This is a genomic window from Cytobacillus sp. ABV4_503 (assembly GCF_056158445.1).
In genome coordinates this window covers 299,901-313,592 of record NZ_JBSWTH010000001.1, presented here as the reverse complement: position 1 = coordinate 313,592, position 13,692 = coordinate 299,901, and the positions used below count along the sequence as shown (strand labels likewise).

Sequence of the window (13,692 nt, the reverse complement as noted above, 5' to 3'; positions counted from 1 at the left end):
ATTCTATTAGGTTATTTGTACTATAAATAGCACTTTTTTTATTGGTGAAGAGATATGAAAAAACCTATTAGATTAAGCATCCAGTGGCTTATTTTGAGTTTACTGGCTTTCGCTATGCTCGGCACCTTAGCCGGAAGTATCATTTCAAGTGCAGTGGTAAGCAAGAACAACCTGGAGAAAAATTATTTAATAGAGAATCAATATTATGCTCAAAAACTGGCAGCTACAACGGATTCTTTATTTGGAAATATGATTAAAAATCTGACGATGGAAGCAAAAAATGAGGATTATTTGACTGCAGATTCCCATGCAATCCATGAGGAGTTAGAATTTATTTTGCAGTCGACTACCTTTTTTAATTCTATATTTTTTGTGGACAAAACTGGTCGTATTGCAGCATCTGCACCTGATATGGCTTTAGAGGGGACAAAACTGAACAGTGTCGGTGCAAATGAAGCTCTGGAAAAGAAAGTTCCTTTAATATCAAAGCCATATGTAGGTGTGACCGGAAAATTAATAATGCTTATTTCTGTCCCTGTTTTTGATGATAATGGATCATATGGGGGATTTCTTGCCGGAACTATCTATTTACATGAAGAAAACAGTCTGATCAAGGTTCTGGGGCAGCATCCCAAGCATGAAAACGATTCATATGTGTATGTGGTTGATTCTGAAGGAAATATTATATATCACCCGGATAAAAATAGAATTAACGATAATGTGAAAGAAAACAAAGTTGTACAGCAAGTTTTAGAAGGAAAGAACGGAAATCAGGAAGTCACGAATACCAAAGGTATATCCATGTTTGCCGGATATGCCTCTGCTACCTCAACAAGTAAATGGGGAATTATATCCCAGACTCCTAAAAAGTCTGTGATGAAGCCAGCCATGGAAATGGCCAAGCAAGTTACCCTGATAGCCATTCCATTTATGATGTTTGTTTTTGTCCTGACCCTGATCATGATGAAAAAAATAGTGAACCCCATCAGGAATTTAGCTTCTTACGCAAAGCAGGTTACCACAGAACCATCGAGCCCTGCGCCCTACATTCCCGGCTGGTATTATGAGTTAAAGGAATTGAAGCGTGCTATATTAGTAGCTGTTGATTTTTATCAGACAAAACTGACTGATGCGGAGAGTGAATCGAATCTGGATCCGCTGACTGGCTTCTATAATCGCCGCTTTTTAGAAAAAAAGATTAATGATTTTGATATATACTCAATCATCTTATTTGATATTGACCATTTTAAAGCTGTAAACGACCAATTTGGGCATCAAGTTGGAGATGAAGTGTTGAAATTTCTGTCTGCATTGGTTAAGAAGGAAACGAGGGCAAGTGATTTGTGCTTCCGCATTGGCGGGGAAGAATTTTTAATTATCCTTCCCAAAACCGGTATTCACATTACCGAAATCGTTGCAGAACGGATAAGGAAAACAACTGAATGCACCACAAGCCCATCCGGAAACCCAATCACTGTATCGATGGGAATCGGCAGCTTTCCCGCTGCAGCCGGCAGCTTTTCGGAATTAATGAACAGAACTGACCAAGCGTTATATAAGGCAAAGCACGAGGGAAGAAACAGAGTGGTTATTGCAGGTGAAGACTAGTTCACGAGAAAATAAGAGGGCAAGCTTTGATGAATATCTCTCAAAGCTTGCCCTCCATTTATTTTACATCTCTAAATCCGTAAATGCATACGGCAATAAATGCTTTAATGTCAATTCTAAGATTTCTTTTTTCTCATTCGTTAAGTAAACTGGCATATCCGGCATACAGAACTCGGCTAACACTTGTCTGCAGATGCTGCATGGCGGAAGAAAATCTGCCGTATCGCCCGCTACAGCAATAGCTTGAAAATCACCTTTTTTGTAACCGTTCGCAATTGCAGTGAAAATAGCTGTTCTCTCGGCACAATTCGTTGCACCTAACGAAACATTTTCCACATTCACTCCATTAATGACAGTGCCGTCTTTTAGCAATAATGCTGCTCCAACCGGAAATTTGGAATAGGGAGCATAGGCTTTCTCCTTCATACTGCGTGCACTTTCCATCAATTGCTCTTTATTCATAGTTACCCATCCTTTTCAAAGAAGAATGAACTTTTCACAGTCCCCTTAGGCCAATGTAAAATTGGCAGGATTTTTATCATATATTTTTTTGAAATGTTTGTCAATATCATGTTGAAAGCCTCTGCAAATATTATCAGACCTGCCCTGACAGCTTTTTCACCTAAAGTTAACCACCTTTATGACATAACCCGCTTCCCTATTTGATATGTTATAGAAATGGATATTTAGTATTGGGGGAATAGAAAATGAAAAACATCATTTTGTTTGCTGACCCAGGGATTGATGATTCCATTGCCATCATATATGCCCTTCTTAATCCAAGCATAAATGTGCTAGCTATCGTATCGAGTTATGGGAACGTTACAAAAGAACAGGCAACAGATAACATCGCCTATTTGCTCAAACTGGCCGGCAGACCGGATATCCCTATTATCGGAGGAGCTAATAGCCCTTCATCAGGGGAAATTCCCAGGTTCTATCCTGAAATTCATGGAGAGGAGGGATTGGGCCCTATACGGCCTCCAGAGGATGCAAAAGGGGAACTGACCAATTTCTCGGAGCTCTACACCATTATAAGGGAGAACCAGGACGTAACTATAGTAGATGTGGGGAGAAATACCTCATTAGCTGCACTATTTATATTAGGGGAAAATATTTCAGACAACATTAAAGAATTTTTTATAATGGGTGGGGCTTTTCTGGTTCCTGGTAATGTAACACCCTCAGCAGAAGCCAATTTTTATGGTGACCCTATCTCTTCTCAGCTAGTATTGGCAAATTTAGATAACATCTATGTAGTTCCGCTTAACGTCACGAACAAAGCTATCATCACAATGGAGCATATTAAAATGATTCAGGAAATGACTGACAATCCAGTGATTCAAATTATGGATGAAGTGATGGAATATTATATAGAAGCCTATAAAAAACTTATTCCTGGAATTAACGGTGCTCCATTACATGATGTTGTAACTCTCTTCCTCATGGTCAACCCGGAAATGGGACGTTCTATTAGAAGAGATGTGAAAATACTAACAGCGGATGAAGGAAGAGGTACGTCCATTGCTGATTTCAGAGTCAGTTCCAAGCCTTCTGAAAAGAATAAAAATATTTTTCTGGATTTTAATTATCAGGGATTTATTGAAGATTTTATAAAAGTAATGAGTTCTTAAGCAGGGAAGCTGGATCATTTAACTTTCTGAATGAGCACCAAAAATCGGACTTGTTCGCTCGCAGCTCCCCCTGTCTGAAGGAGCGCCAAGTCCGGACTCGTTCGCTCAGGTTTCTTCTCCTCTTGTCCGAATGAGCCTGCTCCTTTAGCCCCTAATTGAATTTCCCTCCCCCTTCTGTTTTTACCCAGTTTTTTTAAAGGTATAAAATTGTTGTTAACAGCGGTCCTGAATATATTTAATGGATTATTCACAAAATCTATAAGAAGACGGGCAGATTGGACTGAACAGCATGTGGAAAATTTATAAAATGGATATTAGAAGTATTTTTACGAATTGGGTGGCGGCAGTATTAATCGGAGGCTTGACGCTGCTCCCTTCTTTGTATGCCTGGTTTAACATCGAGGCTTCCTGGGATCCCTATAGTCAAACGGATCAGCTTCCAGTAGGAATCGTGAATGAAGATGCCGGAGCAGTGGTTCGTGATAAGGACATACATATTGGAGATGACATCGTCAAGGAACTAAAGAAGAATAATGATATGGACTGGCACTTTAATGACCGCAAAAACGCAATGGATAAGGTGGAATACGGCGACTATTTTGCTGTCATTGTGATTCCGGAAAATTTCTCTCAGAAGCTGGGAACTGTCATTGACAATCAGCCCGAAAAAGCGAAAATCGAGTATTATGTGAATGAAAAAATCAATGCCATTGCACCTAAAATCACAGAAAAGGGTGCAGGCGGGATAGTCGATACGGTTACAAGCAATTTCATCTCAACCGTTAACGGCACTATTTTTGAGAAGTTTAATGAATTGGGTCTGGAGATTGAAAAAGACCTTCCGGATATAAAGCGGTTCGAAGAGTATGTTTTTCAAATGGAGGAAAAGCTTCCTGAAATCCATTCCTTATTAAGCAGCTCCCTGTCAGATGCAGAAAATGCCCAAAAAATGATTGATAAGGCACAAGCACTCGTTCCTGATGCCAAACGCGCAACAGGAAACGGTCTGCAGACCATTAATGAAACGATGAAATTTATAAATGAGGCTGAGAATCGCCTGAATGCAATGGAGCCCCAGATTCAGGAGAATCTGGAGAAGGTCCAGAATATGGCGGTAAAGGTGAACGATTTTATCTCTTCGGTTCAATCCTCTGATTTGAACCTGGACCACGGAAAGGAAATTAGCAATCAAATCAAAGAGCAGATAGCGGGTTCACTTCAGAATATTGAGACTATCGGAACAGCACTAAAGCAGCTGCAGGAATCCAATAAGGAACAAGGCACAAGCCAGAATCAGGAACAAATCAATCAGGCTCTGGAACAATTAGCCTTAGTAAAACAGGAACTGCAGACGATCCAGGAAAACGGACAAAAGGTCAATGCCTTTCTTTCAGACAAGCAGCAGGAAGCGGATGATCTAATCACCCGGCTTCAGGAAAATTCAGCTGCAGCTGCAGGCAGGATCGACGCATTCGTTAAAGAATATAATGAAAACATCAGCCCATCCATCAAGCAGGAAGTGGCCAGCGCCAAGGAAACATTGAGTAATGCCCGGAATATCCTGACTGAAATACAATCTGCCATTCCTGAAATCGAAAGAATCCTTGCTAATACAGAGGGGAACTTAGGTGAAGGAGAAAAAACGCTTAAGCACATCATCGGAGAGTTTCCATATGTAAGCGAAAAGATCAATCAATTAGCCGATCGGATTCGGGACATCCAGGGCGAGACAGACATCAACGAGATCATTGAGCTGCTGCAAAATGATCCCGAGGCAGAGAAGGATTTCTTCGAGGAACCTGTTCTCCTCAATAAAAACAGTCTATTCCCAATCCAAAATTACGGAACAGGCATGACTCCCTTTTATACCGTACTTGCGATATGGGTAGGAGCCCTTCTATTAATTTCCCTTTTGGCTACAGATGTCCATCATCCTGAAGACTTTACGGGAAAACAAATCTATTTCGGCAAACTGCTCACCTTCCTAAGCATCGGTTTTGCACAGACTCTTGTGGTGACAATAGGAGATATCTTCATTCTGGGTGTGGATGTGGCAGAACCGGTATGGTTTATCCTGTTTGGACTGATTAGCAGTTTAGTGTTTATATTAATTGTTTATACATTAGTATCTGTATTTGGCGATGTCGGAAAAGCCATGGCGATTGTCTTGCTGGTGCTTCAGATTGCGGGTGCTGGCGGAACCTATCCGACCGCCTTGCTTCCTGAATTTTTCCAAACCATCCACCCCTTCCTGCCCTTCTCTTATGCCATTGATTTAATGAGAGAAGCTGTTGGAGGCATTGTTTGGGAGAGAGTATATAGAGACCTCCTGAGTCTAATGCTAATCGGTTTCATTGCACTATTAATTGGAATCTTCCTGAAAGAGCCATTAAGCAGAAAAACGAAAGCACTGATGAAGAAATCGAAGGAATCGGGGTTGTTTCATTAGGGTCCAAAAGTTTTATTAACCCTCTTGACCTTTTCCAAAATGTGTATTAAAATCAGTAAAAATATTCAATATGAGCTATGAAAAGGACACGAATCTTTCTTTATTTTTCTTTCCAGAGATCAGGGCCACCGGCTGTAAGCCCTGAAGAAAAGAGATTGGTTTACCGCCTTGGAGCTATTATGGGGAAATGATCTAATCAGAGTATCTATAATCGGGTTATCCGTTATCTTTTTGAGCATAAAGCAGTCTTTCGGAATGCTTTATGGAATTAGGGTGGCACCACGACCGCACTCGTCCCTTTTGCTGGGATGGGTGCGTTTTTTATTTTATTTAAAACTATATAGTTAGCGTTGATAAGGACACGAATCTTTCTTTGTTTTCTTTTCAGAGATCAGGGCCCTCGGCTGAAAGCCCTGAAGAAAAGGGAATGATTTACCACCTTGGAGCTATTATGGGGAAATGATCTATTTCAGAGTATCCATAATCGGGGAACCCGTTATCTTTATGAGCATAAAGCAGTCTTTCAATAGCTTTATGGAATTAGGGTGGAACCACGGCCGCACTCGTCCCTTTTGCTGGGATGAGTGCGGCTTTTTATTTTAATTAAAACTATAAGTTTAAGCGTTGAAAAGGACATGAATCATTCTTTATCTTCTTTCCAGAGATCAGGGCCACCGGCTGAAAGCCTTGAAGAAAAGGGAGTGATTTACCGCCTTGGAGCTATTATGGGGAAATGTTCATTTCAGAGTATCCATAATCGGGGGATCCGTTATCTTTTTGAGCATAAAGCAGTTTTTCGATTGCTTTATGGAATTAGGGTGGCACCACGACCACACTCGTCCCTATGTTTGGGAGGAGTGTGGTCTTTTTTTATAACTAAAAATCAGGAGGAATTGAAAATGGAAGCAGAAAAAATAAATCATAGAAAGTTAGGTCAAGAACTGGAGCTTTTCACATCCATGGGGGAAGCCCCAGGAATGCCTTTTTTCCTGCCAAATGGAATGGTGATGCGAAATGAACTTGAAGGTTACTGGAGACGAAAACACCAGCGGGCAGGCTATCAGGAAATTAAGACACCGATTATGATGAAACAGGAACTTTGGGAACAATCCGGCCATTGGGATCATTATCATGAAAATATGTATTTCTCAAATGTGGATGAACAAAATTATGCGATAAAGCCTATGAACTGCCCCGGTGCGATATTGGTTTTCAATAGCAAACGGAGAAGCTACAGAGAATTGCCTCTCCGCTATGCGGAGCTCGGATTAGTCCACAGACACGAACTCTCAGGTTCTTTAAATGGACTGTTAAGAGTCCGGTCGTTCACTCAAGATGACGCTCATTTATTTGTGAGGGCTGATCAAATTGAAGCAGAGATTGATAAAATACTTGTCCTAATTGACGAGTTCTACTCCCACTTTGGTTTTGACTATAAAGTTGAACTTTCAACACGCCCGGAGGAATACATGGGATCAAAGGAAATGTGGGAACGTGCTGAAGGGGCTTTAGAAACTGTTTTAAAAAACAAAGGGGTTAACTATCAGATTAATCCTGGTGATGGGGCGTTTTACGGGCCGAAAATTGACTTTCATATATTGGATTCACTCGGAAGAAGCTGGCAATGCGGTACTGTCCAGCTGGATTTTCAAATGCCGCAAAAGTTTAATTGTGCTTATGTTGCCGAAGATAACAAACTTCACCTTCCCATTATGATTCATAGGGCCATCTTTGGTTCAGTTGAGCGATTCATGGCCATTCTAATTGAACATTTTGCTGGCGATTTCCCACTGTGGCTGTCACCTGTTCAAGCAAAAATCATTCCCATTTCAGATGCCCATGCAGAATATGCAGACTATGTAAAATCACAATTTGAATCAGCTGGTATCCGTTCTGAAGTCGACTTCAGAACAGAGAAAATGGGACTCAAGATCAGAGAAGCCGAAAAACAGAAAGTTCCCTGCATGCTGGTGATTGGTGATAAGGAAATGGAGCAGCAATCCCTTTCGCTGAGAAAACGTAAAGAGGGAAATATCGGTGTGATGAGCATACCGGAAGTAATCGAACGATTCAATAATGAAATAAACGCCGGCAGATAGACCTTTCAAGCTCAGAAGGATTTTATTCCTTTTGGGCTTTCCTTGTACATCACCTTTTTTATAGCCTGTAAACATAATGGGTGCACCAACTTCCAATTATCCCCTTTAAGGTACCTTTACTTACATATGTATGTTACAATGAAAGGTGAATCAAACCCTTAGGGTCAACTTGACTTTTCTTAGTCACCCCTTCGAAAGGGGGATAAAATTGGAGAAAATAAGCGTATTCCTGGATGATTATCGGAAAGCGCCTGATGGTCATGTATTAGTTGAGACCATTGATGAGTGTATCCATTTGCTTCAGACCTTTGAAATTGACCACTTGTCTTTAGACCATGATTTAGTAAGTAAATCGAGAAATGGTCTTATGCTTGTTCATTTAATGGTTCAAAAACAGTTATTTGCGGATCGCATAACTGTTCACTCTGCCAATTCCGCAGGCGGGAAAGCTATGTATCATTATTTAAAACAAGCACAGCAGGATTTTGAAATGCCCACTGATATTAAAGTAATCTTAAGACCACTGCCCCTAAATTCCATTCCGCCGAATTACCTGCACAAATATTAGAGTTCCATCGACTAACACTTATTCCCACCACTTGGTCACAGTCAATTTTTTATCGATGGGGAGCAGAGTTTATTAACTGCTTTCTTTTTTTATATTTTCCTGTTTAACCTGCTGAGTGAAAGTAAAACCGCCTGGCATTGAAAGCGGATTTTTGAGTTTCCATTATTTTTTCAGATCCCTCCTTTACTATTGAATAAAGACGATTATTCTAACCAATTCTAAGACAATGGAGGGAATAAGATGGAGCAGCCAGATTTCGCTTTAACTCAAGGTTGGTGGTATCCTGCCATTCTTGGTTTGGTTCTAATTTCGATTGTGATTTTCATGTCAAAGAAAAGAATATGCTGGAAGGAAATATACATAATCTTTGGTCTAATCGGTTATATCGTATGGATGGTTGATATCACAATAGCCGTTCCATTAGATCTTTTTGACATCGGTGACCCGCAAAAAGAAGGACTGCCTGAGCTTTTACTTTTTGGTATCATCCCCTCTTGTTTATCAGTCATCTATTTGAACTTTTACAAAAACGAAAGCAAATGGTTCTGGGTTATTTTATTTGTCATCTTATCTCTCATCCTGGAGTGGCTCACCGTTAAGGTAGGATTAATGAAACGCTGGAATACTTGGTGGTCAACCCCTGTACACTTCATTGCTTATGCCTTTTTCCTGCCGTGGCTTTTAAAATTTATAAGAAGTTCTGAAACTTATCAAAAATAAATCCGCTCCTCCAAATACGAGGAACGGATTTTTCTTTAAGATCAGCTTTACTCTTATTCGTTCAAGTATGCCCAGGCATATTGTGCATATAGCTCTGCACCTGTCGATAAGGCGTCTTCGTCAATATTGAATTTGCCATGGTGGTGAGCCCACTCTGTGTCTTTTTCAGGATTGCCGCTGCCAATGAGGGCGAAGCTGCCAGGTGCTTTGTCCAGGAAGAAACTGAAATCTTCAGCCCCCATTGTGGGCTTTTCATTAAATAGAACATTTTCTCCAAAAGCTTCAGATGCAACTTTTTGTACTAATTGTGCACTGTATTCATCATTGATTACCGCTTGCGACCCCCGGACGTACTCCAACTCTGCTTTTGCACCGTAGATAGCTGCCGTGTTTTCAGCATAGTGCTGAAGCTGCTTTTCTATATAGTCCCTTGTTTCAGGATTGAAACAGCGGACTGTTCCCTCAATAACGGCATTTTCAGCGATGATGTTGAACCTTGTGCCGACCACCATTTTTCCGATGGTGAGGACGGAAGGATGCTGGGCATCAATGGTTCTGGACACAACACTCTGCACATTCATGACAAAGGAAGATGCCACTATAGCGGCATCAATGCAATCATGCGGCATCGCCCCATGCCCGCCTTTCCCTTTGAATGTCACCTTGAATATATCAGCTGATGCGAAGGATGGCCCGGGTGTACAGGAGACTTTATGTGTCGGCATTTGCGACCAGATGTGGATGCCAAAGACATTTTCCACGCCTTCCATCGCTCCCTGTTCCACCATCATCTTTGCCCCTTCCGCTACCTCTTCAGCTGGCTGGAACAAAAGCCGGACAGTTCCCGGCAATTCTTCTTTTATCTCATTTAATGCCTTGGCGGCAATCAGCAGCATGGCGGTATGGGCATCATGCCCGCATGCATGCATTTTGCCATTTTCCAGAGATGCATAAGGAAGATTCTTATTCAATTCCTCCACCTGCAGCGCATCCATGTCTCCCCTTAAAGCTACCGTCTTTCCAGGCTTCACGCCTGCTATTTCAGCAATGACACCAGTTGGTTCCGTTCTTTTAAAGGGGATGTCCAGACCATTAAGATACTCACATATAAATTGCGTGGTTTTGTATTCCTCCCATGACACCTCTGGTTCACGATGCAATTTTCTGCGCAGTTCCGTTAATTCATCACTATATGCCCCAATCAATTCTTTTAGACCGTTATGAATCATTGCTTATTCCGCCTCCGTTAGCTCTATTGCTGCCTCAAACAGGATTTGGACAGCTTCGGCAATATGCCGGGAATCAGACCATTCTTCCGGACAATGGCTCAAACCGTTTTTACTTGGAATAAACAGCATCCCAGTACTTGTGTAATCAGCGAAAACCATTGCATCGTGCCCGGCGCCGCTATTCATGGGGCATGAAGTGAAACCAAGTTCACTGCTTTTCTCCTTTAACAGGGTGACAATCTCTTTATTCATCTCTTTTGGCTGAATATATAAAAGCTGTTCGACAGTTATTTCTACTCCGCTATCACAATAGGAATCTGCTAATTCTTTCACTTTTTGAACGACATTCTGGACATGTTCCTCCTTGCCGGAGCGAATATCTACAGAAAAGACCGTTTGATCCGGAATCACATTGGCTCCGTTTGGATATACCTTCAATTGCCCGGTTGTCACTACGGTCCCTTCTCCTTCAGCCGCAGCCAGCCCGGGAAATTGAGTTATCATCCCGGCAGCCGCAACCAGCGCGTCAGACCGCCTGTCCATTGGAGTGGTCCCTGCGTGACCGGCCTGCCCTTTTACGGTTACTTCCAATTGCGTTAAGCCGACAATCGCTTCGACTACCCCGATTGGGATATTCTTTTCTTCTAATATAGGGCCCTGTTCAATGTGCAATTCCAGATAAGCCTTTACTGACTCCTGGCTTCTTGCTTTCGGAAGAGAAGGATCTAGCCCGATTTTCTCCATGGCTTCAACGGTCGTAATGCCACCTTTATCCTTCAAAGATTTGAAGTCTTCCTCACTCAGCAAACCGGCCATTCCGCGTGACCCCATTAAGCCGCCGCCGAATCTGGAGCCTTCCTCTTCGATAAGGGCTATAACCTCCAACGGATATTTTGGCGTTAATCCAATCTCAGTGAAAAGTGCAGCCACTTCAAGACCTGCTACAACTCCTGCAGGTCCATCATAGGATCCCCCATTCGGGACTGAATCAAAGTGAGAGCCGATCAGAACACTTGGTGCATCTTTTAGGGACCCCTCAAGCTTACCAAAGATATTGCCCAATCCATCTTCCCGGACAGTCAAGCCCGCTTTCTCCATTTCCGCCTTAATATACTGCCGTGCAAGCAGATCCTCCTGGCTATACGTCAGCCTGGTTGTTCCTCTGCCTGGAGTCGCTGTAAAAGTGCTTAAGGTGTCAATATGATTTTCGATCCGCGCCTGTACTTTTTCCAGATTCACATTTTTCCCTGTTTGAACTTCACTCATTTCGATCCAATCCTTTTCTTATAATAGTCCGACAAAAATTCCGGCCAATACCACCGACACAATGGTAACGGTGATGAATCCCCCGACAAGCATAGGCGGCAGCATATTGCTCGTCAGCATTTCCCTCTCTTTTTCATCTTCCGTTAAAGATTTAATTACTTCGTTCGTAATAATATAGTCAGCCGGGAAACCATATAGTGCTGTCAGCGAAACAGCGAAGGCCATTTCCTTGCTCACCTTTAAAATTTTCCCTGCGATGAATGAGAAGATATACATTCCCATTACGCCTAGAATAATGCTTCCTGCAAGAGGATAAATAATCTCAAGCATCATCCCTGGTGTAGCCTGCTTTAACCCGTCAAAAATAAAGAGCATCAGGGCCATGATCGCAAAGCCAAAGCCGTTTGCTTTCTGCAGTACCTGCTTTTCAAGGAAGCCAATACTTGTAGCAATAACCCCGAACAATAGGCAAAGGACAAATGGACTGACACTGGCAACTGGAGCAAGCAGTGTCGATGTCAGATAAGCAAGGTAGGATACAACAGCCAATCTTAAAAATTTGAAGAAATCTGTATTATATTTCTCCGGCATATTTTTAAAAAGCTTAAGCTCAGGTTTTGGAGCTGCCTCTGCTGCTGCTGCCGTTTCTTCAGCTGCCATGCCCTGTGCCTTAAAAGCAAGCTTTCCGCTTCGGTACTGCTGTAAAAGCCGCTTTCCTTCTTTTTTCAGGACAACGGAAGTAAGCGGATATCCCGCAAATCCCTGCATAACATAAATCACGATCGCAAAGACCGATAAAGAAGCAAGGCCCGCCTCTTTCGCTCCTTCCGACATGATCAGGGCAGATACCACACCGCCAACTAAAGGAGGGATGGCTACAACTACTGTCTTAAAACCAAAAATAAATGTTCCGATTCCTAATAACACTGCGATAATTCCCAAAATCCCTGATAAAGCAATCACAATCGTCTTCCACTGATTTTTCAATTCCTGAATCGATAGCAATGTTCCCATATTGGTAATCAATAAGTACATCATCATCGTAGCCACAACCGGCGGAACCCCTGCCAATGCTACGATATCCTGAGGAAAGAATGTCCAATAACCTGCAAGGAACAGTACGGCACAGACGAAAATGGATGGCACCCACGCCTTTGTGCGAACCGCAACCAGATCTCCAATAAATAAAATAAGTAATAGAATAACCAAAGCTAATAACTGTGACATAATTCCCATCCCCTTCTCTAAGATGAATACCTATTCATTCGTGTTGCGAATAATATATATATTGTTAGAATAATAATACAATTATACTTTTCAGTCAATTTAAATTATTGAAAATTTTTTGTAAGCGATGTCATTCCAGTTTTTGTATGACGCTTGTTTTTTTATTTAGTTTGGTAAAATAATATTATTATTTTAAAAATCTAATAGAACATGAGAGTAAATAAAAACCCGTCAATATGACGGGTTTCCTGGATTACTATTTAATTAATACATCCCTAATGTTATTCCATTCATATATAAGAAGATTCAATTCAGCACCTGCAATAGTAATCTTTTTTGCTTTATATATTTCTGCACCATAATACTCATAGAAATAGCGGGTTTTATTGTCTTCTAATACCTCCACAAAAATCCTATTGAAGCCAAGTTCTTCAAATTGCAGAAAAACCTTCCTTAAGAGCCTCTTGCCAACTCCCTTACCCTGATATTCCTCTAGGAGATAAATCGCAGTTAAATCACCAGACTCGGGAATATGATTACTAACTCTCTTGCCGCAATCAGCAAATCCGATGATTTCACCATCGCTATTTTCTGCGACAAACACATAATTTCCCTCTTTTATAATATTCTCATTCCATAATTCCATACGCCTGTCATAGGATAGCTTCTCCAAAAATGCATCAGGAATAATATTTCTATAGGTTGATCTCCAGCTATCAACATGTACTTTCGCAATACCCTTTGAATCATCTAAAACGGCTTTTCTTATGTTCATTATCTTCACCTCTGAAAAAGGATAACGTTTATATTCCATAGAAATACAAATAATCCCTCTCCTTATTCAGCAAATAAATTTCAGATAAAAAAGGAGCGGCAGCTGCTCCTTTTCCTG

11 protein-coding genes and 3 other annotated features are annotated in these 13,692 nt (G+C 41.4%); of the genes, 6 read left to right on the top strand and 5 right to left on the bottom strand.

The features are described from left to right. Positions 1–54: 54 nt before the first annotated feature. On the top strand, positions 55–1,608 hold the full coding sequence (locus ACXAD1_RS01665) for a sensor domain-containing diguanylate cyclase (RefSeq protein WP_474909251.1): 1,554 nt from the start codon (positions 55–57) through the stop codon (positions 1,606–1,608). Between the two features lie 63 nt (positions 1,609–1,671). Here the strand turns inward: ACXAD1_RS01665 and ACXAD1_RS01660 are convergent, their stop codons facing one another. Then, complete coding sequence (locus ACXAD1_RS01660; RefSeq protein ID WP_474909250.1) at positions 1,672–2,070, bottom strand: cytidine deaminase; 399 nt, start codon at positions 2,068–2,070, stop codon at positions 1,672–1,674. Between the two features lie 245 nt (positions 2,071–2,315). On the opposite strand from ACXAD1_RS01660, the gene ACXAD1_RS01655 reads away from it, so the two are divergent. The 5 genes from ACXAD1_RS01655 to ACXAD1_RS01635 all read left to right on the top strand — a co-directional run bounded on the left by ACXAD1_RS01655 (position 2,316) and on the right by ACXAD1_RS01635 (position 9,078). Beyond that, positions 2,316–3,242 (top strand): nucleoside hydrolase, encoded by a 927-nt coding sequence (locus ACXAD1_RS01655; RefSeq protein WP_206845017.1) that lies wholly within the window; start codon positions 2,316–2,318, stop codon positions 3,240–3,242. 289 nt (positions 3,243–3,531) lie between these two features. Then, complete coding sequence (locus ACXAD1_RS01650; RefSeq protein WP_474909249.1) at positions 3,532–5,691, top strand: YhgE/Pip domain-containing protein; 2,160 nt, start codon at positions 3,532–3,534, stop codon at positions 5,689–5,691. A gap of 68 nt (positions 5,692–5,759) precedes the next feature. Beyond that, positions 5,760–5,993: a binding site (T-box leader), on the top strand. A 39-nt stretch (positions 5,994–6,032) separates the two neighbouring features. Then, positions 6,033–6,265, top strand: a binding site (T-box leader). A gap of 41 nt (positions 6,266–6,306) precedes the next feature. Then, positions 6,307–6,538, top strand: a binding site (T-box leader). A gap of 52 nt (positions 6,539–6,590) precedes the next feature. Next, a complete protein-coding gene (thrS, locus tag ACXAD1_RS01645) occupies positions 6,591–7,790 on the top strand; it encodes a threonine--tRNA ligase (protein WP_474909248.1) in 1,200 nt (399 codons plus the stop codon). Positions 7,791–7,998: 208 nt separating this feature from the next. Beyond that, a complete protein-coding gene (locus tag ACXAD1_RS01640) occupies positions 7,999–8,358 on the top strand; it encodes a cyclic-phosphate processing receiver domain-containing protein (protein WP_370224203.1) in 360 nt (119 codons plus the stop codon). 240 nt (positions 8,359–8,598) lie between these two features. Further along, positions 8,599–9,078, top strand: a complete 480-nt coding sequence (locus tag ACXAD1_RS01635; protein ID WP_370224205.1) for a hypothetical protein — start codon at positions 8,599–8,601, stop codon at positions 9,076–9,078. A gap of 53 nt (positions 9,079–9,131) precedes the next feature. Here the strand turns inward: ACXAD1_RS01635 and ACXAD1_RS01630 are convergent, their stop codons facing one another. From ACXAD1_RS01630 to ACXAD1_RS01615, 4 genes are all read right to left on the bottom strand, one after another. Continuing rightward, positions 9,132–10,304, bottom strand: a complete 1,173-nt coding sequence (locus ACXAD1_RS01630) for a M20 family metallopeptidase (RefSeq protein WP_474911270.1) — start codon at positions 10,302–10,304, stop codon at positions 9,132–9,134. A 6-nt stretch (positions 10,305–10,310) separates the two neighbouring features. Continuing rightward, a complete protein-coding gene (locus ACXAD1_RS01625) occupies positions 10,311–11,573 on the bottom strand; it encodes an allantoate amidohydrolase (protein WP_474909247.1) in 1,263 nt (420 codons plus the stop codon). 18 nt (positions 11,574–11,591) lie between these two features. Beyond that, positions 11,592–12,800: a hypothetical protein gene (locus ACXAD1_RS01620; protein ID WP_206845027.1), complete on the bottom strand. Its 1,209-nt coding sequence runs from the start codon at positions 12,798–12,800 to the stop codon at positions 11,592–11,594. Between the two features lie 256 nt (positions 12,801–13,056). Continuing rightward, positions 13,057–13,575, bottom strand: coding sequence for an N-acetyltransferase family protein (locus ACXAD1_RS01615; protein WP_474909246.1), 519 nt, complete (start codon positions 13,573–13,575; stop codon positions 13,057–13,059). Positions 13,576–13,692 lie beyond the last annotated feature (117 nt).

What these genes read in the sequence shown, in the direction of transcription:
- ACXAD1_RS01665 (WP_474909251.1), top strand. Translation starts at nt 55, where the DNA reads ATGAAAAAACCTATTAGATTAAGCATCCAGTGGCTTATTTTGAGTTTA.
- ACXAD1_RS01660 (WP_474909250.1), bottom strand. Translation starts at nt 2,070, where the DNA reads ATGAATAAAGAGCAATTGATGGAAAGTGCACGCAGTATGAAGGAGAAA.
- ACXAD1_RS01655 (WP_206845017.1), top strand. Translation starts at nt 2,316, where the DNA reads ATGAAAAACATCATTTTGTTTGCTGACCCAGGGATTGATGATTCCATT.
- ACXAD1_RS01650 (WP_474909249.1), top strand. Translation starts at nt 3,532, where the DNA reads ATGTGGAAAATTTATAAAATGGATATTAGAAGTATTTTTACGAATTGG.
- thrS (WP_474909248.1), top strand. Translation starts at nt 6,591, where the DNA reads ATGGAAGCAGAAAAAATAAATCATAGAAAGTTAGGTCAAGAACTGGAG.
- ACXAD1_RS01635 (WP_370224205.1), top strand. Translation starts at nt 8,599, where the DNA reads ATGGAGCAGCCAGATTTCGCTTTAACTCAAGGTTGGTGGTATCCTGCC.
- ACXAD1_RS01625 (WP_474909247.1), bottom strand. Translation starts at nt 11,573, where the DNA reads ATGAGTGAAGTTCAAACAGGGAAAAATGTGAATCTGGAAAAAGTACAG.
- ACXAD1_RS01620 (WP_206845027.1), bottom strand. Translation starts at nt 12,800, where the DNA reads ATGTCACAGTTATTAGCTTTGGTTATTCTATTACTTATTTTATTTATT.
- ACXAD1_RS01615 (WP_474909246.1), bottom strand. Translation starts at nt 13,575, where the DNA reads ATGAACATAAGAAAAGCCGTTTTAGATGATTCAAAGGGTATTGCGAAA.